17 protein-coding genes and 1 pseudogene are annotated in these 24046 nt (G+C 73.2%); 7 read left to right on the forward strand and 11 right to left on the reverse strand.

The window, feature by feature from the left end:
- Positions 1 to 698: 698 nt before the first annotated feature.
- Positions 699 to 1895, forward strand: a pseudogene (locus tag ACZ6Y1_RS36635) (C40 family peptidase); the annotation flags it as partial.
- Here the strand turns inward: ACZ6Y1_RS36635 and ACZ6Y1_RS36640 are convergent.
- The 5 genes from ACZ6Y1_RS36640 to ACZ6Y1_RS36660 are packed head-to-tail and all read right to left on the reverse strand — an operon-like array spanning position 1862 to position 7723.
- Positions 1862 to 3232, reverse strand: a complete 1371-nt coding sequence (locus ACZ6Y1_RS36640; RefSeq protein ID WP_469640351.1) for a styrene monooxygenase/indole monooxygenase family protein — start codon at positions 3230 to 3232, stop codon at positions 1862 to 1864. The pseudogene ACZ6Y1_RS36635 and the gene ACZ6Y1_RS36640 sit on opposite strands and share 34 nt — an antisense overlap.
- A gap of 22 nt (positions 3233 to 3254) precedes the next feature.
- On the reverse strand, positions 3255 to 3893 hold the full coding sequence (locus tag ACZ6Y1_RS36645; RefSeq protein ID WP_469640353.1) for a GTP-binding protein: 639 nt from the start codon (positions 3891 to 3893) through the stop codon (positions 3255 to 3257).
- The gene (locus ACZ6Y1_RS36650) at positions 3874 to 4263 is read right to left on the reverse strand and encodes a DUF742 domain-containing protein (RefSeq protein WP_469640355.1); all 390 of its coding nucleotides are present in this window, start codon (positions 4261 to 4263) and stop codon (positions 3874 to 3876) included. The genes ACZ6Y1_RS36645 and ACZ6Y1_RS36650 overlap by 20 nt, the downstream gene beginning before the upstream one ends.
- Positions 4260 to 4757, reverse strand: a complete 498-nt coding sequence (locus tag ACZ6Y1_RS36655) for a roadblock/LC7 domain-containing protein (RefSeq protein WP_469640357.1) — start codon at positions 4755 to 4757, stop codon at positions 4260 to 4262. The genes ACZ6Y1_RS36650 and ACZ6Y1_RS36655 overlap by 4 nt, the downstream gene beginning before the upstream one ends.
- Entirely contained in the window at positions 4754 to 7723 is a 2970-nt protein-coding gene (locus ACZ6Y1_RS36660; RefSeq protein WP_469640360.1) for a sensor histidine kinase, read from the reverse strand. The genes ACZ6Y1_RS36655 and ACZ6Y1_RS36660 overlap by 4 nt, the downstream gene beginning before the upstream one ends.
- A 388-nt stretch (positions 7724 to 8111) precedes the next feature.
- Here ACZ6Y1_RS36660 and ACZ6Y1_RS36665 point away from each other — a divergent pair, with 388 nt between their 5' ends.
- Entirely contained in the window at positions 8112 to 8885 is a 774-nt protein-coding gene (locus tag ACZ6Y1_RS36665; protein WP_469640362.1) for a protein phosphatase 2C domain-containing protein, read from the forward strand.
- Between the two features lie 599 nt (positions 8886 to 9484).
- On the opposite strand, the gene ACZ6Y1_RS36670 is transcribed toward ACZ6Y1_RS36665, so the two are convergent.
- The 3 genes from ACZ6Y1_RS36670 to ACZ6Y1_RS36680 all read right to left on the reverse strand — a co-directional run bounded on the left by ACZ6Y1_RS36670 (position 9485) and on the right by ACZ6Y1_RS36680 (position 13262).
- The gene (locus ACZ6Y1_RS36670) at positions 9485 to 9925 is read right to left on the reverse strand and encodes a MarR family winged helix-turn-helix transcriptional regulator (RefSeq protein ID WP_384758832.1); all 441 of its coding nucleotides are present in this window, start codon (positions 9923 to 9925) and stop codon (positions 9485 to 9487) included.
- A 100-nt stretch (positions 9926 to 10025) separates the two neighbouring features.
- Entirely contained in the window at positions 10026 to 12422 is a 2397-nt protein-coding gene (gene lon / locus ACZ6Y1_RS36675) for an endopeptidase La (protein WP_469640364.1), read from the reverse strand.
- 96 nt (positions 12423 to 12518) lie between these two features.
- Entirely contained in the window at positions 12519 to 13262 is a 744-nt protein-coding gene (locus ACZ6Y1_RS36680) for a DUF4097 family beta strand repeat-containing protein (RefSeq protein ID WP_469640367.1), read from the reverse strand.
- Positions 13263 to 13379: 117 nt separating this feature from the next.
- Here ACZ6Y1_RS36680 and ACZ6Y1_RS36685 point away from each other — a divergent pair, with 117 nt between their 5' ends.
- The gene (locus ACZ6Y1_RS36685; protein ID WP_469640369.1) at positions 13380 to 13895 is read left to right on the forward strand and encodes a MarR family transcriptional regulator; all 516 of its coding nucleotides are present in this window, start codon (positions 13380 to 13382) and stop codon (positions 13893 to 13895) included.
- Here ACZ6Y1_RS36685 and ACZ6Y1_RS36690 read toward each other — a convergent pair.
- The 3 genes from ACZ6Y1_RS36690 to ACZ6Y1_RS36700 all read right to left on the reverse strand — a co-directional run bounded on the left by ACZ6Y1_RS36690 (position 13861) and on the right by ACZ6Y1_RS36700 (position 17111).
- The gene (locus ACZ6Y1_RS36690; RefSeq protein WP_469640371.1) at positions 13861 to 14667 is read right to left on the reverse strand and encodes a VOC family protein; all 807 of its coding nucleotides are present in this window, start codon (positions 14665 to 14667) and stop codon (positions 13861 to 13863) included. The two genes, ACZ6Y1_RS36685 and ACZ6Y1_RS36690, sit on opposite strands and share 35 nt — an antisense overlap.
- 82 nt (positions 14668 to 14749) lie before the next feature.
- Positions 14750 to 15583, reverse strand: a complete 834-nt coding sequence (locus ACZ6Y1_RS36695; RefSeq protein ID WP_469640372.1) for a sulfurtransferase — start codon at positions 15581 to 15583, stop codon at positions 14750 to 14752.
- Positions 15584 to 15779: 196 nt separating this feature from the next.
- The gene (locus ACZ6Y1_RS36700; RefSeq protein WP_469640375.1) at positions 15780 to 17111 is read right to left on the reverse strand and encodes a glycosyltransferase family 39 protein; all 1332 of its coding nucleotides are present in this window, start codon (positions 17109 to 17111) and stop codon (positions 15780 to 15782) included.
- Positions 17112 to 17214: 103 nt separating this feature from the next.
- On the opposite strand from ACZ6Y1_RS36700, the gene ACZ6Y1_RS36705 reads away from it, so the two are divergent.
- From ACZ6Y1_RS36705 to ACZ6Y1_RS36720, 4 genes are all read left to right on the forward strand, one after another.
- Positions 17215 to 17712: a hypothetical protein gene (locus tag ACZ6Y1_RS36705; protein ID WP_469640377.1), complete on the forward strand. Its 498-nt coding sequence runs from the start codon at positions 17215 to 17217 to the stop codon at positions 17710 to 17712.
- A 242-nt stretch (positions 17713 to 17954) separates the two neighbouring features.
- Entirely contained in the window at positions 17955 to 18695 is a 741-nt protein-coding gene (locus ACZ6Y1_RS36710; protein WP_469640379.1) for a response regulator transcription factor, read from the forward strand.
- The gene (locus ACZ6Y1_RS36715; protein ID WP_469640381.1) at positions 18692 to 19762 is read left to right on the forward strand and encodes a HAMP domain-containing sensor histidine kinase; all 1071 of its coding nucleotides are present in this window, start codon (positions 18692 to 18694) and stop codon (positions 19760 to 19762) included. Before ACZ6Y1_RS36710 ends, ACZ6Y1_RS36715 begins: the two co-directional genes overlap by 4 nt.
- 271 nt (positions 19763 to 20033) lie before the next feature.
- Positions 20034 to 23897, forward strand: a complete 3864-nt coding sequence (locus ACZ6Y1_RS36720) for a multifunctional oxoglutarate decarboxylase/oxoglutarate dehydrogenase thiamine pyrophosphate-binding subunit/dihydrolipoyllysine-residue succinyltransferase subunit (protein ID WP_469640383.1) — start codon at positions 20034 to 20036, stop codon at positions 23895 to 23897.
- Positions 23898 to 24046 lie beyond the last annotated feature (149 nt).

Genomic DNA, 24046 nt, shown 5'->3' on the forward strand with positions numbered 1-24046 from the left:
GGTCGGTCAAGGGTCGCCGTAGGCGATCGCGAAGCGACGCGACGCAGGAGCGCCCTTGAGGGACCGGCCCGACACGGAAGGACGATGGGACAGCCGGGAACCCCCCAAGCCCTTTCCGCCACCGCCCGGCCGAGGTCCCGGCCGCCGGGCCGCGGCAGTCGCTGGTCGGCGGTGCCGCTGGGCGGTGCCGCTGGGCGGGGGTGCCGCTGCGCGGAGCTGGTCCCCGCCCCGCCCTTTCTCCGTTTCCCGGGACTCCGCCCCGGACCCCGCTTGGGGCTCCGCCCCAAACCCCGGTCCTCAAACGCCGGACGGGCTGAAAACCGGGGCACCGGCCCAGGCCGGTCCTCAGACGCCGGACGGGCTGAAAACCGGGGCACCGGCCCAGGCCGGTCCTCAAACGCCGGACGGCTGAAAACCGGGGCGCCGGCCCAGGCCGGTCCTCAGACGCCGGACGGCTGAAAACCGGGCCACCGGCCCAAGCCGGTCCTCACACGCCGGAGGCGCGGGAAGCCCAGCCACGCCCAAGGGGGCAGGTGGGCACCCCCCCAACCCAGAACAGCGCCCGACACGGACTCAGGCCCCGCGCGGGCATAGGGCCGCCCCTCCCCCAACCGGGTGGCCACGCCCCACCCCGCCGACACGCCTGGGCGATTTGTCATACCGGGCGTGGCAGCATCGGGCGCCTCGGAGGTGATTCCATGTCACAGCGGCCGCTTCGCGCTGCCTGCTGCATCGCCGCAGCATTCCTCGTCGCGGGCCCCGTCCCGCAGGCCGGCGCCGAGCCGGCGAACCCCGGCAACCCCGCGCCCGCAGCCCCCGCCGCCCCCGCCGCCCCCGCCGAGTCCGTCCCCACCCTGCTCGCCCGCCTCCAGGGCCTGTACCAGAAGGCAGAAGAGGCCACCGAGGCGTACAACGCCACCGAGGCGGCCCTCAAGGCCGGCCAGGAGGAGGAGCGGCGGCGGAGTGCCGAGCTCGGGCGGGCCCGCAGCGCCCTCGACGCCGAGAAGGCCATCGCCGGGCGGATGGCGCGGGAGCAGTACCAGGGCACCCGGAGCGCCCTCTCCCCGTACGCCCGGATGCTGCTCGCCAAGGACCCGCAGGCCGCCCTCGACGAGCGGCGGCTCGCCGCCCGCGAGGGCGCTCGGCGGGCCGGCGTACTGGACAAACTCACCCGGAACAAGACAGCGGCCGACGCGCTCGCCGCCCGGGCGCGGGAAGCCCTGGCGACCCGGCAGGACCTGGCGGCCCGGCAGAGGACCCAGAAGGAGGAGGTCGGGGCGCAACTCAAGGAGGTCGAGCGGATGCTGGCCGCACTGACCCCGGAGCAGCTCAGGGAACTCGGCGCCCGGGAGACCGAGAACACCAGAGCCGCCCAGCAGAGGCTGCTGGACTCCGGCCGGCTCCCCGCCCGCACCGGCACGCCCACCGCCGCGGGCGGCGCGGCCCTCAGGTACGCGGCGGCCCAGATCGGCAAGCCGTACGTCTGGGGGGCCGAGGGGCCGGCTTCCTTCGACTGCTCGGGGCTGACCTCGCAGGCCTGGGCGCACGCCGGGCGCGCCATTCCGCGGACCAGCCAGGAGCAGTGGGCCCAGTTGCCGAAGGTGCCGTTGGACCGGCTGCGGCCCGGGGACCTGGTGGTGTACTTCCCCAAGGCCACGCACGTGGGCCTGTACATCGGCGGCGGCAAGGTGATCCAGGCCCCGCGCCCGGGGACGCGCGTCAAGGTCTCCCCGATCGCGGCCAACCCGCTGCTCGGGGCGGTGCGGCCGGACCCGGACGGGGCGCCGCTCAAGGAGTTCACCCCTCCGCCGCTGCCCGAACCGACGGCGGCGGCGGGGGAGGCGGAGGGGGACGACTCGGGCTACTCCGCGGAGGAGTCGCCCTCGGAAGAGGCGCCGGCGGAGGAGGCTCCAACGGGCGACGCACCGGCGGCAGCACCGGCGGCAGCACCGGCGGAAGCACCGGCGGAAGAGGCACCGGCGGACGAAGCGCCCACCGCGGCCGAGACCTCCGCCAGGTAGTCCGCCGCGTCCTCCGGGTCGTAGAAGTACGAGTCGAAGTCGGCCGGGTTGTCGAAGCCGTTGGCGAATCGATTCGCCACCGGCTGGAGCTGCCCGGCCGCGCCGATCAGGTTCAGCACGTGCTCCGGCGGAACGCCCAGCATGGCGTTCGTCCACTGGGTCACCGGCTTGCCGGTGGTGAACCAGAACTTGTCGAAGGTGCCCTTCATCCACGCCTCGTCGAACGGCTTGTCGCCGTGCATCAGGATGGACGACAGGTACGACGCCGCGCACTTGGAGGCCGAGTTCGAGCCCTGCCCCGTGATCGGGTCGTTCGCCACGACCACGTCCGCCACGCCCAGCACCAGCCCGCCGCCCGGCAGCCGCCCGACGGGGTTGCGGACCACCGGCGCGTAACGGCCCGCCAGGGTGGCGCCCGCGTCCGTGAGCTCCGCCTCCGTCGCCCGCGCGTACTCCCAGGGCGTGAACTTCTCCATCAGCTCCAGCGTGAGCGCCAGGTGTTCCTTCGGGTCCCGCACGCCGTTGAAGACGTCCAGCGGCCCGCCCGGGATGCCCTCCCAGAACAGGATGTCCGCCCGCCCCGAGGTCGTCAGGGTGGGCATGACGAAGAGCTCGCCGACCCCCGGCACCAGGTTGCACCGGACCGCCTCGGTCTCCGGGTGCTCCGGGCGCGGGCCGAGCCCGTGCACGTAGGAGACGGCCAGGGCGCGCTGCGGGGCGTCGTACGGGGAACGCGCCGCGTTCCGCTCGAACATCGACACCAGCTCGCCCTTGCCCGCGGCCACCAGCACCAGGTCGTACGCACGGGAGAAGTAGTCCAGGTCGGCGACGGACGCGCCGTGGATGACCAGCTGCCCGCCGCGCTGGGTGAAGGTGTCCAGCCAGCCGGCCATCTTCACGCGCTGGTCGACGGACTGCGCGTACCCCTTGAGCCTGCCCATCCAGTCGACGGCGCGGCCGGTGTCGGGGCCGGCGACCGAGACTCCGAGGCCCTCGATCTTCGGTGCCTGCTGCTCCCAGAAGTTGATCCCGAGGTCACGCTCGTGCTGGAGCGCCGTGTCGAACATGCACTGCGTCGACATGACCCGCCCGGTGCGGATCTCGTCCGCCGTCCGGTTGGACATGAGGGTGACGTCGTACTCCTTCGCCTGGAGTCCGAGGGCCAGCTGGAGACCGGCCTGACCGGCTCCCACGACGAGTATCTTGCGCATCTCTCACGCTCTCTTGTTCGGACTACTCGGAATCGGGAGTGCTGTCGAGGGCGTGGCCCACCAGCGTCAGCAGGGATTCGACGACCGAGTGGCGGTCCCTCGCGTCCATGATCACGACGGGTACGTGCGGGGGCACGGTCAGCGCCTCGCGCACGTCCTCGGGCTCGTACGAGTCGGAGCCCTCGAAGTGGTTCACGGCGACGGCGTACGGCAGCCCGCAGGTCTCGAAGTAGTCGAGCGCGGGGAAGCAGTCGCGCAGCCTCCGGGTGTCGGCCAGCACGATGCCGCCGACGGCACCGCGTACGAGGTCGTCCCACATGAACCAGAAGCGCTCCTGGCCGGGGGTCCCGTACACGTAGAGGACGAGGTCGTCGTCGAGGGTGACGCGGCCGAAGTCCATGGCGACGGTGGTGGTGTTCTTGTCCGGGGTGCCGGACAGGTCGTCCGTCGGGGCGCCGGCCTGGGTCATCACCGCCTCGGTGCGCAGCGGGGTGATCTCGGAGAGGGAGGAGACGAACGTGGTCTTCCCGACGCCGAAGCCGCCCGCGACGAGCACCTTCACGGCGACGGGGGCGCGGGAGCGGTCGTACTGCCAGGGCTGGACGGGCTCGTCGTCCGACTCCGGCGGGGACACCGGTTCGTCAGAGACGGCGAAGACCACTGAGCACCCTTTCCAGCAGCGCGCGGTCGGGACGGCCCGTGCCGTGGCCCGTCCCGTAGACGCGGATCCTGCCCTGGTCTGCGAGGTCGCTGACGAGCACGCGGACCACGCCGAGCGGCAGCTTCAGCAGCGCCGCGATCTCGGCGATCGTGCGCATGCGGCGGGTCACCTCGACGATGGCCCGCATCTCGGGCATGCGGTCGGGCTTCTGCGGCTGCGAGGCCCTCGTCTCCAGGGCGGCGACGAAGGTCTCGACGAGCAGGACCTGTGCGAACCGGGTCCGGCCGCCCGTGAGGGAGTACGGGCGGACGCGGGCGGGGCGGCGGTCGGCGCCGCGTATCGGCAGCCGGTCGGAGGCCGGACTCCTCACGGGGTTTTCTCCATCGACTGGCGCAGCTCACTGCGGACTTCGGGGGTCAGGACGTGGCCGGCGCGGCCGACGAACAGGGCCATGTGGTAGGCGACGACGCCCATGTCGCAGTCGGGGGTGGCGTGCACGCCCAGCAGCGAGCCGTCGCTGATGGCCATGACGAACACGGAGCCGTGCTCCATGGCCACCATGGTCTGCTTGACGGATCCGCAGTCCATGAGGGCCGCGGCGCCGGTGGTGAGGCTGCCGAGGCCGGACACGATGGTGGCGAGGTCTGCGGAGGCGCCGCGCGGGCCCCTGCTCCGGCCGCCGCCCGCGCCGTCGCCGGTGGCCTGCCCTTCGGCCGCACCGGGGTCGGAGGACAGCAGCAGGAGCCCGTCCGAGGAGACCACGGCGACGGAATTGACGCCGGGCACCTCCTCGACCAGGTCGGTCAGCAGCCATTGCAGGTTGCGGGCCTGGGTGCTCAGTCCGTACGTACTGGGCGCGGTCATGTGCGAGCCTCCTGTGCGGTGTCCCCCTGGTCGGTGTGTCCCTCGCCCTGTTCCTGCGCTCCGGCCGCCTCCGCCACCTCGGCGGCGAAGACCCGGCGCCCGTCCTGGGCCCCCTGGTAGAAACCGCCCAGCCGGCGCCGCAGCTCGTCGGCGTCGACGCGCCGGGGCGGGGCGGGGCGCACGGCGTCGGCGCGGGCGGCTGCGGTGGCGGAGCGGGGGGTCCGCTTGGGCAGGCCCTTGTCGGTGACGTCCTCCCCGTCGGGGTGACTGCCCTGGCGGGGCAGCCAGTTCCCCTCGGCGGGGGCGTGCCGGTGCGGGTCGGGCTCCGCCGGGGTCTGCGGTACGTCGGCCACGCGGTCGGCGTGGTCCGAGGCGGCCGGGCCCCCCGGCCCGGCGTCCGGCGCAGTGACGGCGAACGCGTCGGTGTCGGGCACGACCCGTGCGAGCAGCTGCTCCCCGGGGGCACCCTCGTCCGGGGCCTCCACCGCGTCCGCCGCCGCGGCGGGCACGGTGAACACCTGGTCGGCCGGGGGCAGCCCCGCACCGCCGACGGCACCGGGGCGCGGCTCCGCCGGGGAGGCGAAGGCGTGCTCCGGATCGGCGGCGTCCGGGACGGCCTCGGGGGCCGGGGCCATGCCGGCGGCCGCACCGAAGGCGGCGTCCACGTCGGCGGCGGCACCGAAGGCGGCGTCCACGTCGGCGGCGGCGCCGAGGTCGGTGCCCGCGCCGAGGTCGGTGCCCGCGTCCGCACCCTCACCCGCATCCGCGTCCGCACCGGCATCCGCATCCGCGATACCGCCGAGCGCGGCCCCGTCCGTCGGCTCCGTGTCGGCGGGCATCGCGTCCGTGCCACGGGGGTGGGCCAGGAGGGTGTTCTCGTTCGCCTCCGCTATCACGCCCGGCAGGTGCAGCGCGGGCGCGCCCGGGGTGGACAGGGTGTGGACCGGGGAGGCCGGCGGGGTGGCCGGGAGGAGGGAGACCGGGATGACGACCAGCGCCTCGGTGCCGCCGTGCCGGGGGGCGCGCAGCTCCACCGTCACGCCGTGCCGGGCCGCGAGCCGGCCGGCCACGTACAGGCCGAGGCCGAGGCCGTGTTCCTCCTCGGGCTCCTCGTCGTAGGCGTCGGGCGTGGACAGGCGGGCGTTCAGCGACTCCAGTCGGTCCTCGGTGACGCCGATGCCCTCGTCCACGACGGACAGGACCACGTCACCGGAGTCCAGCAGCCACCCGGACACCTTCACCTTGACCTCGGGCGGCGAGAACGTCGTGGCGTTCTCCAGCAGCTCGGCCAGTATGTGCGAGATGTCGTCCGCCGCGTGTCCCGCGACCTGCGTGAACGCGGGCAGCGCCGCCAGGTCGACCCGCTCGTAGCGCTCGATCTCGCTGACCGCGGCCCGCATGACGTCGACGAGCGGGACCGGCAGGCCCTGCCCGTGGCCGTGTTCCTGGCCGGCGAGGACCAGCAGGTTCTCGTTGTGGCGGCGCATCACCGTCGCCAGGTGGTCCAGCTTGAACAGGGTCGCGAGCCGGTCCGGGTCCTGTTCCCTGGACTCCAGCTCCTCGATGACGGAGAGCTGGCGTTCCACCAGGCCCAGGGTGCGCAGGGACAGCGAGACGGAGGTCGTCGACATGATGCGGCGGTGCTCTTCGAGCCCCGCCCGCAGCGTCGTGAGCTCTTCCTCCAGCGCCTCGCGGCCGGCGTTCAGCGCCTCGTTGCGGCCGTTGATCCGGCGCTTGTCCGCGTCGAGTCCGGCGATCCTGGTGTGCAGGGAGACGGTCTGCTCGCGGACGGCGTTCAGGTGGCGCACGACCTCGGCGAACTCGTCGTTGCGGCCGGTGAACCGCACCGGTTCCACCGAGCCCTCCGGCGTCGCCAGCCGCTCCGCGCCGCGGCGCAGGACGGACAGCGGCCGGGTGAGCGAGCGCGCCACGGCGGTCGCGAAGCCGACGGCGAAGAGGAAGAGCACGCCCATCGCCGCGATGACCAGTTCGAGCCGGGTCACGTCGTCGTCGCGCTGGGCGGCGAGCGCGGAGGACCGCTGGCCGGCCAGCGTCGACTCCACGGACCGCATGCGGTCGAGGCGGGCGGTGAGCGCGGAGCCCACGGCGCCCGCGTCGGTCTTGCGGTCGGCGGAGTTCAGGGTGGGCCGGTCGGTGAGCTTCTTGAGGTAGTCGTCGGCCGCCTTGACCTCGGGGCCGGTGACGGTGGCGGCGAGGGTCTGCCGTACGTCGGGGCGCGCGGCCCGCGCGAAGTCGTCCAGGGCGGCCTGTTCGCGTACGCGTGCCCGCTGTGCTGCGGTGGTGAGTTCGTCGACCACGGCCGAGTTGGGGGGCTGCTCGCCGCGGGGGACGGCCAGTGCGGCGAGCAGCAGTCCACGGGTGGCGGAGGCCTGCTCCACGGCCTGGCCGAGCGGGGCCAGGGGGCGGGTGGTGGCGAGGGCGGTGGTGGCGCGCGGCGGGGTCAGTTCGGCGAGGCGGTCGCCGGGGGCGAGGAGTTCGGCGATGACGCCCGCGTAGGCCTGGTGGGCGGCGAGGGCGCTGCCCTTGCCGTCGACGGCTTCGGCGCGGACGGCCCGGATCCGCGCGAGGGAGCGGGCGGTCGCCTCGTCGGCGTCGGCCTGGACCTCGGCGAGCTGCCGGTCGGTACGGCCGATGCGTTCCTGGACGGGGCCCTTGGCGTTGCCGGGGCGGCCCTTCGCGGCGTACTCGACGACGGCGTCGCGCTCGTCACCGAGGAGGTGGGTGAGGGTGAGCGCCTGCCCGGTCTGCTCCGCGAGGGTGACGAGGTGCTGGGAGTCGTTCAGTTCCCTCGTGGCGGAGACGACGGCGGGTGCGCCCGCCGCGAGGACGGTGAGGCCGGTGACCGCCACTCCGACGACCAGCCTGCTCCGCACGCGGACGCGTCGTCCTGCGGGGGCCGGGCCGTCGGTGGCGGTGCCGTTCTTCCGAGACCGCTTCTTCTGCACCGGTGCTCGCAATCCTGTACGTGTGCTCTTGCTCGTCTACTCGTGTGGCCGAGGTAACGGCCGGTCAACAAGTAAACGCCCCCTGCCCCCTCGTACCGCTTCAGACCTTTGCAGCGTGTTGGGGAGAGAGCCGCACATCGCCCACCCGGCCACTCGAACGAGTGAACATCACGGATGAGTTGGCTTCCAACTCGGAGCGGTGGCCACGGAGCGCCGCCGTGGACGGACGGTTGAAAGATCGATGGGGGCTTTGGCAATATGCCCGCCCACACCGGCGCGGGGCGCTGTCCGCCGCTTTCCGCCCCTAGCGGCTCCGTTACGGGAAGTGGCGCCGGGATTGGTACGGACCTTCCCGCGTGCGGCGGGGCCCGACGGGCAGTATGTCCGCATGCGCATCGACCTCGCCTCCGCCCCCGGCAGCCGGGAACGCCCCAATGAGGACTGGCTGTCGGCGGCGATCCCCGCCTCGGGCGGCGGGGTCCTGGTCGCCCTGGACGGGGTCACTCCACCGGCCGGCGAGGTCGGGTGCGCGCACGGGGTGCCCTGGTTCACGGCCCGGCTCGGCGGCCGATTGACCGAACTGTCCGGATCGCGGCGGGACATGCCGCTGGACGGGATCCTCGCGGAGGCGATCCGCGACACGGCCGACGCCCATCGGGGGACGTGTGACCTTTCTCACGTCCGCACGCCCCAGGCGACGGTGGTGATGGTCCGCTGGGACGAGGAGTACGTGGAGCACCTCGTGCTCTCGGACTCCGTACTGCTCCTCCAGGCGCCCGGGGGCGAGGTGACGGCGGTGCGGGACGACCGGCTGGACCGGGTGCCGCGGGATGTCCTGCGGTCGGCGGCCGCGACGGACGCCCTGCGCAACGCGGAGGGCGGCTTCTTCACGGCGGCGGCGGATCCCGCGGTGGCGCGGCGGGCGGTGACGGGGCGGTGGCCGCGCGGCGGGGTGCGGGCGGTGGCGGCGCTGACGGACGGGGCGAGCCGGTGGACGGACACGTTCGGGGAGGGCGGCTGGGCGGAGTGCGTGGGGGTACTGCGGAAGGAGGGCGCGGAGGGCCTGATCCGGCGGGTCCGCACGATCGAATCGGACCCGTCCCGTGCGGTGCCGCGCGGCAAACGCCACGACGACGCGTCAGCGGCCTACGCGGAGCTGTAGCCCACCCCGACCGCGCCCCGCCCCGCCCGAGCCGCGCCGGCGTACGAGGGCAGCTGCAGCCCTGGGTCTTCCAGCCTCTCCGGCGTTTGAGGCGCGGGGTCCGGGGCGGACCCAGATCCAGCCTCGCCGGCGTTTGAGGCGCGGGGTCCGGGGCGGAGCCCCCACCCAAGCCTCGCCGGCGTTTGAGGCGCGGGGTCCGGGGCGGAGCCTGATCCAGCCTCGCCGGCGTTTGAGGCGCGGGTCCGGGCGGAGCCCCCATCCAGCCCCGCCGGCGCTTGAGGCGCGGGCCCGGGCGGGGCCTGATCCAGCCTCGCCGGCGTTTGAGGCGCGGGGTCTGGGGCGGAGCCCCAGGGAACGGTGGAAGGGCGGGTAGGGGACCAGCCCCGCGCAGCGGCCGCACACAAGGGCCGCCGGGGCCGGCCGCGCGCCGGGGCACCTCCTCGGGCGTCGAACCTGCAGAGGCACCGGTAAGCAAGCGTGGTTGCGTTCGACGCCCTGCGGGGGCGCCCCGCCGCACACCCGACCCCGGCGGCGCGGGGGTGACAGCGGGGACCGGCCCGCCGGGTACGACGTCCAACGGGGCACCCGGCGGCGCGGAGCTATTCGCCGCCCGCGTTCAGCTGGTTCAGCAGGCGGGCCAGCTCCGCCACCTCACCCCGGTCCCAGTCGGCCAGCTTCCGCATGTACTGCTCGCGCCTCGCGTCCCGGACGCGGAGGAACCGCGAGCGGCCCTCCTCGGTGAGGCCCACCAGGAAGGCTCGGCCATCGGCCGGATCCGGCTCGCGGGCGACCAGGCCCAGGACTTCCAGCGCCCGCAGCTGCCGGCTCATCGTGGCCTTGCCGACGCCGAAGTACGCCGCCAGTTCCGTGGCCCGCTGCCGGCCGGCCGCCTCCAGGCGTACGAGGAGCCCGTACGCGGCCGGCTCCAGCTCGGGGTGCAGCTCGCGGGCCATCTCGCCGGACGAGGCCCGGGCCCGTCGGAGGAAGACGGACAGTTCCCGCTCCAGGGCAAGGAACTCCTGGTCTTCGCTCCCGTGCACGTACGGCTCCTTCGGTGGTGGTGAGCAGCCAGTATTTCGCAGCGGGCAGGCCGAAGGCCCGGGACCCCGCCGGAGACGGGGACCCGGGCCGGAGACGGTGTCAGGCGGCGGCCGGGAGGGGGACTTCCGCTTCCGCGAGGGCGAGCGCCAGCACCTGGCGGACGTCCGTCACCGGGTGCACCTCCAGCCCCTCCAGCACCTCGGCCGGGACGTCGTCCAGATCGGCCTCGTTGCGCTTGGGGATGATGACGGTGGTCAGCCCGGCCCGGTGCGCGGCCAGCAGCTTCTGCTTGACCCCGCCGATCGGCAGGACCCGCCCGGTCAGGGAGACCTCGCCGGTCATCGCCACGTCCGTGCGGACTGTCCGCCCGGAGAGCAGCGAGGCGAGGGCGGTGGTCATGGTGATGCCCGCGCTGGGGCCGTCCTTGGGGACCGCGCCCGCCGGGAAGTGGATGTGCACGCCCCGGTCCTTCAGATCGGCGACGGGCAGTTCCAGTTCCGCGCCGTGCGAGCGCAGGAAGCTCAGTGCGATCTGGGCGGATTCCTTCATGACGTCGCCGAGCTGCCCGGTGAGGGTGAGTCCGGCGGCGCCGGTCTCCGGGTCGGCCAGCGAGGCCTCGACGAAGAGGACGTCGCCGCCCGCCCCGGTGACCGCGAGGCCGGTGGCCACGCCGGGGACGGCGGTGCGCCGCTCGGCCGGGTCCTGGGCGGACTCCGGTACGTGGTGCGGCCGCCCGATGAGGGCGCGCAGGTCGTCCGCGCCGATCCGGAAGGGCAGTTCGCGCTCCCCCAGCTCGTGCTGCGAGGCCACCTTGCGCAGCAGGCGGGCGATGGACCGTTCCAGGGTTCGCACGCCCGCTTCCCGGGTGTACTCGCCGGCCAGCTTGCGCAGGGCGTCCTCCTCCAGGACCACCTCGTCGGCGCCGAGGCCGGCGCGGTCCAGCTGACGGGGCAGCAGGTGGTCGCGGGCGATGACGACCTTCTCGTCCTCGGTGTAGCCGTCGAGGCGGACCAGCTCCATGCGGTCGGCGAGCGCCTCGGGGATGGCCTCCAGGACGTTGGCGGTGGCGAGGAAGACCACGTCACTGAGGTCCAGTTCGACCTCCAGGTAGTGGTCGCGGAAGGTGTGGTTCTGGGCGGGGTCCAGTACTTCCAGCAGGGCGGCGGCCGGGTCGCCCCGGTAGTCGGAGCCCACCTTGTCGATCTCGTCGAGGAGGACGACCGGGTTCATGGACCCGGCCTCCTTGATGGCCCGTACGATCCGGCCCGGCAGGGCGCCGACGTAGGTGCGGCGGTGGCCGCGGACCTCGGCCTCGTCGCGGACGCCGCCGAGGGCGACGCGGACGAACTTGCGGCCCATGGCGTGCGCGACGGACTCGCCGAGGGAGGTCTTGCCGACGCCGGGCGGTCCGACGAGGGCGAGGACGGCGCCGCCGCGGCGGCCGCCGATGACGCCCAGGCCGCGCTCGCCGCGCCGCTTGCGGACCGCGAGGTACTCGGTGATGCGGTCCTTCACGTCGCTCAGCCCGGCGTGTTCGGCGTCGAGGATCGCCCGCGCGCCCCGGATGTCGTACTGGTCCTCGGTGCGCTCGTTCCAGGGCAGTTCGAGGACGGTGTCGAGCCAGGTCCGGATCCAGGAGCCCTCGGGGCTCTGGTCGCTGGCCCGCTCCAGCTTGTCGACCTCCTTGAGGGCGGCTTCGCGCACCTTCTCGGGCAGGTCGGCGGCTTCGACACGGGCGCGGTAGTCGTCGGACTCCTCGCCTTCCTTCTGGCCGCCCAGCTCGCGCAGTTCCTTGCGTACGGCCTCCAGCTGGCGGCGCAGCAGGAACTCGCGCTGCTGCTTGTCGACGCCGTCCTGGACGTCCTTGGCGATGGACTCGGCGACGTCCTGCTCGGCCAGGTGGTCGCTGAGGGCCTTGATGGCGAGGCGGAGGCGGGCGACCGGGTCGGCGGTCTCCAGCAGTTCGACCTTCTGGGCGACGGTCAGGAAGGGCGAGTAGCCGGAGTTGTCGGCGAGCGCCGAGACCCCTTCGATCTGCTGGACCCGGTCCACGACCTGCCAGGCGCCGCGCTTCTTGAGCCAGCTGGTGGCGAGGGCCTTGTACTCCTTGACGAGCTCGGTCACCGCTCCGGGCAGCGGATCGGGGACGGTCTCCTCCACGGTCTCGCCCTCGACCCAGAGCGCGGCCCCGGGCCCGGTGGTGCCGGCCCCGATCCTGACCCGTCCGCGGCCGCGGATGAGCGCGCCCGGATCCCCGTCGGAGAGGCGCCCGACCTGTTCGACGGTCCCGAGCACACCGGTCCCGGCGTACGTCCCGTCGACGCGCGGTACGAGCAGCACCTTGGGCTTCCCGCTGCCCGCCGCCGCCTGCGCCGCCTCGACGGCGGCGCGCACCTCGGTGTCGGACAGGTCCAGCGGAACGACCATTCCGGGCAGCACGACCTCGTCGTCGAGCGGCAGCACGGGCAGGGTGAGCGTTACGGGCGTCGAAGCCATGATCTTCCCTCCGGCAGTGAAGTTGAGCTATGCCGACTCAATGCATCTGCGCGGCCCGATGTTCCCCAACGCCCGTTCGCCGGGGGCGAACACCGCTCACACGGTGGAGATGCGGACGTCCCCCGAGGTCGTCTTCGCCGAGAGGCGGGAGGGTGCGGCCGGGTGCGAGGGGACGGAGACGTCCCGGGTGCCGGAGGTGGTGACCACAGCGAGCAGGTAGAGGGCGGAGGGGACCTTCAGGGTGACGTCGCCCGAGGAGGTCTCGGCGCGCACGGAGGAGGGGACCTTCGCGAAGTCCAGGCGGGCTTCGCCCGAGTCGGAGCGGATGTCCGCGTCCGGTCCGGCCAGGCCGGTGGCGCTGATCGCGCCCGAGGACGTACGGATCCTGAGCGGGCCGGCGATGCGGTCGGCCGTGACCCCGCCGGAGTCGGCCCTGACCTCGGCCGCCGCCACGCCCGTCACCGAGATCCGGCCGCTGCTGCTCGCCAGTCTGACCGTGGCCGCGGCCGGGACCTCCAGGCGGTAGTCGACGTAGCAGGTGGAGGAGCAGCCGTCGGTGAAGGTCAGCACCCCGGCAGTGACCTTCTGGCCGGGCACGGGCGCGCTGCCCCCGCGGTAGTGGACGGTACGGCGGACCGTCACGCCGGGCCCGCTCCCCGGCGTGACCTCGATCGAGCCGGCCCGGGTGTCGCCCAGCTCCACGGCGGTGACGGCCTCGGTGACCGTGGCGTCGGCGGCCGCCGTCTTCTTCGGCCCCTCGGCGAACGAGCAGCCGGCCAGGAGGATTCCGGCCCCGAGGACGACGGCGGCGGTGCGGGCTGACGCGGTGTGAGAAGTCATGCCACGATGTTCGCCCGCCGCGGGGAGCGCGGCCGATGGTGCCGGTACCCGGGCCCCGGGTGGGGTCAACCCCCGGACGCTTGACCTCAACCGCCGTCGAGGTTCTACGTTCTGGCCATGATCACGAACCAGCACCTCACCGACGCCGAACTCGCCTCGCAGCCGGCCGCGTACTGGACCGGACTGGCGTACGAGTCCCTGATCGCCTTCACCCGGGCCCGGCAGGCCGAGCTCGGCCACACGCAGCCCGGGTTCTGGCTGCTGCGCAACCTGTCGCGGGACGACATCTCCCCCGACGGCGAGGGCATGACGATCCCCCAGCTCCAGCAGGCCATGAGCACGTACCTGCGCCCCGAGGACGACCTGGCCGCCGAGGCCGAGGTGCTGCTGGAGCGCGGCTGGCTCACCCGCGACGTCGACGGACAGCTGTGGATCACCGAGGCGGGGGAGGAAGCCCGCCTCGGCCTCAAGCGGCACGCCCCCGCCATCATCGGCCGGATCCACGAGGGCGTGGCCGAGGCCGACTACGTCACCACGCTGAAAGTGCTCCGGCAGATGATCCTGAACACGGGCGGCACCCTCCCCGGCTGGGCCACGGCTAGGCCGGCTGCTCCGCCATCGAGGCGGCGATGACCGAGAACACGGCGCCCTGCGGGTCGGCCAGTACGGCCATCCGGCCGGCCGCCATGTCGAACGGGGGCGCCAGAACAGTGGCGCCCGCCCGCTCCGCCGCGGCGGTCACGCTGTCGACGTCGTCCACGCTGAAGTACGCCATCCAGTGCGGCGGCGTCCCGGGCGGGGCCTTCTCCAGGGTCATCATGCCGCCGACGGCCCGGCCGCCGACCTGCCACTCGACGTACCCCTCGGCGCCCGGCATCTCGGACGGCTTGCGCGTCATCGGCAGTGCCGCCGCGTAGAACCGGCCCGCCGCGTCGGTGTCCGTGGTGCTGAGCTCGTTCCAGATCAGCGCGCCGGGCTCGTTGACGATCCCGGCACCGGTGAAGGACTTCGCCTCCCACAGCCCGAACACGGCCCCCTGCGGGTCGGACACGACCGCCATGCGGCCGAGGTCCATGACGTCCATGCCCGGCATCACCACCTTGCCGCCGGCGTCGCCGATCCGCTTGACGCTCCCGTCGACGCCGTCCGTGGCCAGGTACGTCGTCCACACCGCCGGGGGCATCGGGTCGGGCGTGGTGCCGTCCGGGTTCATGGCCGCCATGATCCCGGCGACCGGCCTGCCCTTGAGCGAGCAGACCGCGTAGCCGCCCGTCTCCGGCGGCCCGACCTCGCCCTGCCAGCCGAAGAGATCGCTGTAGAAGTCGATAGCGCTCTGCTGGTCCGGGACCATCAGGTCGATCCAGCAGGGCGTGCCTGCCTGGTAGGGGCCGTTCTTCTCGGGCACGGGTTCTCCATGGGGCGGGTGGGGTGAGGACTGCCGTTCCGTACCCCCACCACGCCCCGGAAATCAGCCCGTTCGGGTGAACTCAGGTCGTCACCGGACGTCCGGAGGATTCGAGCCCCCACTCGCTCCAGGAGCCGTCGTACACCGCGAGCCGCCCGTACCCGGCGAGATCCGCCCCGAGGGCCAGCACGCAGGCGGTCACCCCGGACCCACAGCTGAAGTAGAGCCGCTCCCGCTCCCCGGCCAGTGCCGCGAACGCCTCCCGGAGCTCCCCGGCGGTACGCATCCGGCCGTCCGGCCCCTGGAGTTCACCGAACGGCAGGTTCAGCGCACCCGGCATGTGCCCGCCGCGCAGCCCCGGACGGGGCTCGGGGGCGGTCCCCGCGAAACGCTCACGGGTCCGGGCGTCGAGAACGACGGCCGCGGGGTCGGCGAGCGCCCCGGCGACGGTCCCGGCGTCGACCACCAGCCCGGGGCGGGGGCGCGCGGTGAAGGACCCGCGGGGACCGTCGTACGCGGCGGGCCCACCCTCGACGGGCAGCCCGGCGGCGGCCCAGGCGGGCAGACCGCCGTCCAGCACGGCGACCCGGTCGAAGCCCATGGCGCGCAGCATCCACCAGGCGCGGGGGCTGGAGTAGACGCCGGCGGCGTCGTAGACGACCACGGTCGAGTCGTCCCCCACGCCGAGGGCGCGCATCGCCTCGGTGAACGCCGCCGGGGTGGGCATGGTGTGGGGGGCGGGGGCGGTGTGGTCCGACAGCGGGCCGTCGAGGTCGAAGGGCCGTGCGCCGGGTATCCGCTCGGGGGTACCCCGATGCGCCCCGACGGAGGCGTCGAACACCACGACCCCCTCCGCGAGGCGGGGGGCGAGCCAGTCGGCGTCGACGAGGGGGCCGGGGATCTCGGGTACGGGCATGCGGGGCCTCCGTGGTGCGTACGGGCTGGTCGCGCCATCCTCGCGCACGGGGCCGCTGCGCGGAGCGGGTCCCCTACCCGCCCTTCCTGCGTTCCCCGGGGCTCCGCCCCGGACCCCGCTCCTCAAACGCCGGAGGGGCTGGCTGGTGCCGGGGGGGGCGGGGTGGGGTGTCGCAAAGCCCGCCCCGCCCGGCCCCTCAGCCACACCCGCCCGGCCGGGCGTACACCGCCACCCGCGCCCCCCGCACCCCCGTCACCGAGCACCGCTCGAACGCGGCCGCCAGGACCTCCCGTTTCGCGGCCTCCGCCGGGTACGGGTCCAGCGGCTGCCCCTCGGGGTCGAACAGCGCGACCACCCGAGGAGAGGCGAGCAGCACGGCACGCACGGCCTCCGCGGACAGCTCCGTGCCCTGCAGGCTCCCCGACGCCGCCGGGGAGCGGTCCAGGGCCACGTCCCGCAGTCCCCCGTACACCCCCGGCGAGGACAGCAGCCACTCCCGCCGCCGCGAGGGCATGAACACCACCGCGTCCCCCGGCCGGGCCCGTTCCCGGACCACCGCAGCCACCGCCAGGGCGTCGTCCTTGCGGCTGTCAGGCGTCCGCAGCCACACCGACCACCACCCGAACGGCACGAGCAGTGCCCCGACGAGCAGCCACGGCCCCCAACCCCGCGCCGCGGCCGGCCCCGCCGCCGCCAGCCGCGCCCCCACCAGCAGCGCGAACCCGGCCAGCGCGTACAGCACGTACCGGTCGACGTACCAGGGACGCACCAGCGAGACGGCCATCAGCAGCCCCGGCGGCAGCAGCGCGAGCGGCAGCGCGACCCGTACCAGCCCCCGCTCCGCGCCCCGCGCGAGCAGCAGGCAGCCGGCCGCGAGCACCCCGTACGCCGTCCAGTCCTGCCAGCTCGGCCGGCCGAGCCAGCCGAGCTGCTGCTGCGCCTGCCGCGCGCTCACGAGGGCCAACGGCAGCAGCAGCGCCACCACGGACCCCGCCGCCAGCCGCCACCCCCGCGAGCGCCACGCGGCGAACGCGTGCGCGAGCAGGGCCAGCGCCGCGAACTCGTGCAGCCAGCAGCCCAGCAGCAGCACCACCGCGTACGAGGTCCAGCGCTGCCGCAGCATCAGGTACGTGGCCCACACCACCGCCGCCGCGACGAGCGCGTACGAGCGCCCCTCCTGCGCGTACATCTGCACGGGCGGGAGGACGGCGTACGTGAGGCCGGCGAGCAGCGCGGCCCGCTCCCCCGCGAGCCGGCGGGCGACGGCGGCGACCCCGGCGGCGGCCAGCGCGGTGGCGGCGACCGAGGGCAGCCGCAGCGCCCACAGGCCGGCGTCCCAGGTAGCGAACACCCCGTGCATCAGCAGGTAGTACAGGCCGTGGACGGCGTCGACCTCGCCGAGCAGCCGCCAGAGCCCGCCGAGCGGCCGGTGGGCCACCTGCCAGGTGACGGACTCGTCGCGCCACATGCTGCCGCCGCGCTCCAGGCCCCAGAGGCCGAGGAGCAGGGCGAGCAGCGGGGGCAGCACGCGCGAGGGGGCGATGCGGGGGATGTCGGCCTCCGGGGTGCTGTCGCGGCGGGTGTGGGGCCTCCATACTCGTGGTTCGGTTCCAGTACCTGCGGAGGTGGGTGTGCGCACGTTCCGATCGGTCGTGGCGGTGCTGCTGGGCGCGGCGGTCCTGACGGGCTGCGGGCCGGCCGGTCCGCCGGACGCCTCGATGTCCCGCGCCCCGGCAGGTTCACCGGCCGCCACCGCGGACACTCCCCCGCCGTCGCCGAGCCGTGACGACGCCGCCGAGACCCTCGTGCGCGTCACCCGCTCCGGCGGTTTCGCCGGCCAGATCCACACCCTGGTCGTGAAGGGCGACGGCTCCTGGACCCGCCTCGACGCCAAGGCGCAGCCCACGGGGACCGGCAGGCTGTCGCCGCAGCAGCTCGACGCCCTGCGGGCGGCCCTCGCGAAGGCGGACTTCGCGCACCTGCCGAGGGTGTCCACGGGCGGCCCGGTGATCTACGACGGGTACACGTACGCCTTCGTCCACGGCGGCTTCGAGGTGGCCTCCGACCAGGGGTCGATGCCGCCCGCCCTGAACGCCGTACTGGAGGCCCTGCCACCGTTCACGGGATAGGCCACCGCCCCTGCCGCGGACCTGGTGCCCGCCCCCGCCGCAGCCCTCCCATACCGTCTCCCATCAGGACTTTCGATCCAAAACGGCCTATCGGAACCCTGCATAGCCGCACGCCGGAGCCTCCTCTACGCTGCACCCCTGACACACGAGATCAGCGGATCACACGGACCAGACGGATCACACGGATCAGGTCGGACGGATCAGCTCACACAGACCGGCACGGGTCGGCACCGGGACGGGACATGGAACACACTCACACCACCCACAACGGAGCCTCGGCGACCCCAGGCGCCCAGCGGCGCGTCCTCGTCGTCGAGGACGACCACACCATCGCCGAGGCCATCGCGGCCCGGCTGCGCGCCGAGGGATTCCAGGTGCAGACCGCCGCCGACGGCCCGGCGGCCGTCGCCGCGGCCGAGAGCTGGCTGCCGGAGCTGCTCGTCCTGGACGTCATGCTGCCCGGCTTCGACGGGCTGGAGGTCTGCCGCCGGGTCCAGGCCCAGCGCCCGGTCCCCGTGCTGATGCTCACCGCGCGGGACGACGAGACGGACCTGCTGGTCGGGCTCGGGGTCGGCGCGGACGACTACATGACGAAGCCGTTCTCGATGCGCGAGCTCGCCGCCCGGGTCCACGTCCTGCTGCGGCGCGTGGAGCGGGCCACCCTCGCGGCGCACACCCCCCGCGGGGCCACGCTGCGGCTGGGCGACCTGGAGATCGACCACGCGCAGCGCCGGGTCCGGGTGCAGGCCGAGGACGTGCACCTGACGCCGACCGAGTTCGACCTGCTGGTCTGCCTGGCGGGGACCCCGCGGGCGGTGCTCTCCCGGGAGCAGCTGCTGGCGGAGGTCTGGGACTGGGCCGACGCGTCCGGGACCCGTACGGTCGACAGCCACATCAAGGCCCTGCGGCGGAAGATCGGCGCGGAGCGGATCCGTACGGTCCATGGCGTCGGGTACGCCTTGGAGACCCCGGCCCAGGCGTGAGCGGGCGCCGGCCTCCGGGGGAAGGGCTGCGGCCCTTCTCACCCTTCTCGATCAAGACCAAGCTGGGCACGCTCGTCGTGGTCTCGGTCTTCATCACGACGGGCCTGCTCCTGGTGGCCCTGCGCACCGCCACCGAGCTGCGCTTCATCACGGTCTTCTCGGTGATCGCGTCGATGCTGATCACGCAGTTCGTGGCGCACAGCCTGACGGCGCCGCTGGACGACATGACCACGGTGGCCCGGGCGATCTCGCACGGGGACTTCACCCGGCGGGTGCGCGGGGCCGGGCGCCGTGACGAGCTGGGCGACCTGGCCGCCACGATCAACCTGATGGCGGACGACCTGGAGGCGGTGGACCGGCACCGCAAGGAGCTCGTCGCCAACGTCTCGCACGAGCTGCGCACGCCCATCGCCGCACTGCGGGCGGTGCTGGAGAACGTGGTCGACGGGGTGTCGGCCGCCGATCCGGAGACCATGCGCACGATGCTGAAGCAGACCGAGCGCCTGGGCCGGCTCGTGGAGACCCTGCTGGACCTGTCCCGGGTGGACAACGGGGTGGTCCCGCTGAAGGCGCGGCGTTTCGAGGTGTGGCCCTACCTGTCGGGCGTGCTCAAGGAGTCGGGTCTGGCGGCCGCGGGCCGGCCGGGGCTGCTCTCCGGTTCGGGCGGGCACACGCGCAACGACGTACACCTGCACCTGGACGTGTTCCCGCCCGAGCTGACGGCGTACGCGGACGCCGAGCGGCTGCACCAGGTGGTGGCGAACCTGATCGACAACGCGGTCAAGCACAGCCCCCCGCACGGCCGGGTCACGGTCCGCGCGCGGGCCGGCGACGCGCCCGGGAGCCTGGCACTGGAGGTCCGCGACGAGGGCCCCGGCATCCCGGAGGCGGAACGCGCCCGGGTGTTCGAGCGGTTCAACCGGGGCAGTGCGCGGGGCGGCGACGGGGGCACCGGTCTGGGTCTGGCGATCGCCCGCTGGGCCGTGGAGCTGCACGGGGGCCGGATCGGAGTGGCCGAATCGTCACGCGGCTGCCGCATCCTCGTCACGCTTCCGGGCAGCTCATAGGCGTCGTGTTGACGTAGGGTTCGAGTGGGAAGGAAATGATCTCGGCCACACGTGCCCGGGGTCCGTCAGGGGTGCGAAGCCGTGGGGGTCGCAACCTCGGTGCCCCCTACCCGAACCACGCTTGTTTCCCGCCATTCCAGACGGTGAAACCCGCCGTTCGATGTGACCTACGCGACGGATCTCCCGTCCGGTCTGCATCTCGCGGTTCAGGAGGCGTAGCCTTTATTCCCGCTGTCCATACCTTGTGAAGCGGAAGAGGGCGGTTGCCGCCGTGTCGCCACAGTCCCCCAGTAACCCGAGCACCACGACCGAAGCAGCAGAGGGCGGGAAGAACCCCGCCTCAGGCTTCGGCGCGAATGAGTGGCTCGTCGACGAGATCTATCAGCAGTACCTCCAGGACCCGAACTCGGTCGACCGGGCCTGGTGGGACTTCTTCGCCGACTACAAGCCGGGGGGCGCTGCCGCTCCGGTCAAGGCCGAAGAGCCCGTGAAGACCCCGACGCCGGACGGCGCCTCCGCACAGGCCGCCACCACCGTCGCCGGAACTCCTCAGGTCGTCGACGCCGCCGCCACGGGGGCGGCGGGCGCCACCGCCGCACCTGTAGTGCCGCCCACGCCTGTGTCAGCTCCTGCCCCTGCTCCTGCCACCCCCTCTGGTGCCCCTGCTGTGACTGTCACCTCCCAGGCCCCGGCCGCCGCACCGGCCGCGCCCGCCACCCCCTCCGTAGCCCCGCAGAAGGCCGCGCCCACCACCGAGGCCCCCACGGGCCCCGAGCTGGTGACGCTCCGCGGCCCGGCGGCTGCAGTAGCCAAGAACATGAACGCCTCCCTCGACGTCCCGACGGCCACGTCCGTCCGCGCCGTCCCGGTGAAGCTGCTGTTCGACAACCGCATCGTCATCAACAACCACCTCAAGCGCGCCCGGGGCGGGAAGATCTCCTTCACGCACCTGATCGGCTACGCGATGGTGCAGGCGATCAAGGCCATGCCGTCGATGAACTACTCCTTCGCGGAGAAGGACGGCAAGCCGACCCTGGTCAAGCCCGACCACGTGAACTTCGGCCTCGCCATCGACCTGGTGAAGGCCAACGGCGACCGCCAGCTCGTCGTCGCCGGCATCAAGAAGGCCGAGACCCTCAACTTCTTCGAGTTCTGGCAGGCCTACGAGGACATCGTCCGCCGCGCCCGCGTCGGCAAGCTGACGATGGACGACTTCACCGGCGTGACGGTCTCCCTCACCAACCCCGGCGGCCTGGGCACCGTGCACTCCGTGCCCCGCCTGATGCCCGGACAGTCGGTCATCATGGGCGTCGGCTCCATGGACTACCCCGCCGAGTTCCAGGGCACCTCGCAGGACACCCTGAACAAGCTGGGCATCTCCAAGGTCATGACCCTGACCTCGACCTACGACCACCGGGTCATCCAGGGCGCGGCCTCCGGCGAGTTCCTGCGCATCGTCGCCAACCTACTGCTCGGCGAGAACGGCTTCTACGACGACGTCTTCGAGGCGCTGCGCATCCCGTACGAGCCCGTCCGCTGGCTCCGGGACATCGACGCCTCGCACGACGACGACGTCACGAAGGCCGCCCGCGTCTTCGAGCTGATCCACTCCTACCGGGTCCGCGGCCACGTCATGGCCGACACCGACCCGCTGGAGTACAAGCAGCGCAAGCACCCCGACCTCGACATCACCGAGCACGGCCTCACCCTGTGGGACCTGGAACGCGAGTTCGCGGTCGGCGGCTTCTCCGGCAAGTCGATGATGAAGCTCCGCGACATCCTCGGCGTGCTGCGCGACTCGTACTGCCGCACCACCGGCGTCGAGTTCATGCACATCCAGGACCCGAAGCAGCGCCGCTGGATCCAGGACCGCATCGAGCGCCCGCACACCAAGCCCGAGCGCGAGGAGCAGCTGCGCATCCTGCGCCGCCTGAACGCGGCCGAGGCCTTCGAGACGTTCCTGCAGACGAAGTACGTCGGCCAGAAGCGCTTCTCGCTGGAGGGCGGCGAGTCCGTCATCCCGCTGCTCGACGCCGTCATCGACTCGGCCGCCGAGGCCCGCCTCGAAGAGGTCGTCATCGGCATGGCCCACCGCGGCCGCCTGAACGTGCTCGCGAACATCGTCGGCAAGTCGTACGCGCAGATCTTCCGCGAGTTCGAGGGCAACCTCGACCCGAAGTCGATGCACGGCTCCGGCGACGTGAAGTACCACCTGGGCGCCGAGGGCACGTTCACGGGCCTGGACGGCGAGCAGATCAAGGTCTCGCTCGTCGCGAACCCGTCGCACCTGGAGGCCGTGGACCCGGTCCTGGAGGGTGTCGCCCGCGCCAAGCAGGACGTCATCAACAAGGGCGGCACGGACTTCACGGTCCTCCCGCTGGCTCTGCACGGCGACGCCGCCTTCGCCGGCCAGGGCGTGGTCGCCGAGACGCTGAACATGTCCCAGCTGCGCGGCTACCGCACCGGCGGCACCGTGCACGTGGTCATCAACAACCAGGTCGGCTTCACCGCCGCCCCGGAGTCCTCGCGTTCCTCGATGTACGCGACCGACGTGGCCCGCATGATCGAGGCGCCGATCTTCCACGTGAACGGCGACGACCCGGAAGCGGTCGTGCGCGTTGCCCGTCTGGCCTTCGAGTTCCGCCAGGCGTTCAACAAGGACGTCGTGATCGACCTCATCTGCTACCGCCGCCGCGGTCACAACGAGTCGGACAACCCGGCCTTCACGCAGCCGCTGATGTACGACCTGATCGACAAGAAGCGCTCGGTGCGCAAGCTGTACACCGAGTCCCTGATCGGTCGCGGCGACATCACGCTGGAAGAGGCCGAGCAGGCGCTGCAGGACTTCCAGGGCCAGCTGGAGAAGGTCTTCGCGGAGGTCCGCGAGGCCGCCACGCAGCCCGCGGTCGCCGCGCCGGCCCCGGCCCCGCAGGCCGACTTCCCGGTCGCCGTGAACACGGCGATCTCGCAGGACGTCGTCAAGCGGATCGCCGAGTCCCAGGTCAACATCCCCGAGGGCGTCACGGTCCACCCGCGTCTGCTGCCGCAGCTGCAGCGCCGCGCGGCGATGGTCGACGACGGCACGATCGACTGGGGCTTCGGCGAGACCCTGGCCTTCGGTTCGCTGCTGATGGAGGGCACCCCGGTCCGGCTGTCCGGCCAGGACTCCCGCCGCGGCACCTTCGGCCAGCGCCACGCGGTCCTCATCGACCGGGAGACGGGCGAGGACTACACCCCGCTGCTGTACCTGTCGGACGACCAGGCCCGCTTCAACGTCTACGACTCGCTGCTCTCCGAGTACGCGGCCATGGGCTTCGAGTACGGCTACTCGCTGGCCCGTCCGGACGCGCTGGTCCTCTGGGAGGCCCAGTTCGGTGACTTCGTCAACGGCGCGCAGACCGTCGTCGACGAGTTCATCTCCTCGGCGGAGCAGAAGTGGGGCCAGACCTCCGGCGTCACCCTGCTCCTCCCGCACGGCTACGAGGGCCAGGGCCCGGACCACTCGTCCGCCCGCCCGGAGCGCTTCCTCCAGCTGTGCGCGCAGAACAACATGACGGTGGCCATGCCCACGCTGCCGTCGAACTACTTCCACCTGCTGCGCTGGCAGGTCCACAACCCGCACCACAAGCCGCTGGTCGTCTTCACCCCGAAGTCGATGCTGCGTCTGAAGGCGGCGGCGTCGAAGGCGGAGGAGTTCACGACCGGTTCGTTCCGTCCGGTCATCGGCGACACGACGGTGGACGCGAACGCGGTCCGCAAGGTCGTCTTCTGCGCGGGCAAGGTCTACTACGACCTGGAGGCCGAGCGGGAGAAGCGCGGTATCACCGACACCGCCATCATCCGCATCGAGCGCCTGTACCCGCTGCCGGGTGCGGAGCTCCAGGCGGAGATCGCCAAGTTCCCGAACGCGGCGAAGTACATCTGGGCGCAGGAGGAGCCGGCGAACCAGGGTGCGTGGCCGTTCATCGCGCTGAACCTGATCGACCACCTCGACCTGGCGGTCGGCGCGGACGTCCCGGCGGGCGAGCGCCTGCGGCGCATCTCGCGCCCGCACGGCTCCTCCCCCGCGGTGGGCTCGGCGAAGCGCCACCAGGCGGAGCAGCAGCTGCTGCTGAACGAGGTCTTCGAGGCCTGAGCCTCGTGACCGCGGATGGCCCGGCCCCCCTCGGGGGCCGGGCCTTCCGGCTGTCCGCGTGCGGGGCCTTCACCCCCTCGGCCCCGCATCCGCGTTCGGCGGCTGCCCACCCGCCCCCTGGGTGGGGGTGGGGTGTGGCGGGTGTCCCT

The organism is Streptomyces sp. NPDC053432 (assembly GCF_055585365.1).

Coding starts and splice junctions, on each gene's coding strand:
- ACZ6Y1_RS36665 (WP_469640362.1), top strand. CDS start 8,112: ATGCGCATCGACCTCGCCTCCGCCCCCGGCAGCCGGGAACGCCCCAAT.
- ACZ6Y1_RS36680 (WP_469640367.1), bottom strand. CDS start 13,262: ATGACTTCTCACACCGCGTCAGCCCGCACCGCCGCCGTCGTCCTCGGG.
- lon (WP_469640364.1), bottom strand. CDS start 12,422: ATGGCTTCGACGCCCGTAACGCTCACCCTGCCCGTGCTGCCGCTCGAC.
- ACZ6Y1_RS36655 (WP_469640357.1), bottom strand. CDS start 4,757: ATGACCGCGCCCAGTACGTACGGACTGAGCACCCAGGCCCGCAACCTG.
- ACZ6Y1_RS36685 (WP_469640369.1), top strand. CDS start 13,380: ATGATCACGAACCAGCACCTCACCGACGCCGAACTCGCCTCGCAGCCG.
- ACZ6Y1_RS36640 (WP_469640351.1), bottom strand. CDS start 3,232: ATGCGCAAGATACTCGTCGTGGGAGCCGGTCAGGCCGGTCTCCAGCTG.
- ACZ6Y1_RS36695 (WP_469640372.1), bottom strand. CDS start 15,583: ATGCCCGTACCCGAGATCCCCGGCCCCCTCGTCGACGCCGACTGGCTC.
- ACZ6Y1_RS36710 (WP_469640379.1), top strand. CDS start 17,955: ATGGAACACACTCACACCACCCACAACGGAGCCTCGGCGACCCCAGGC.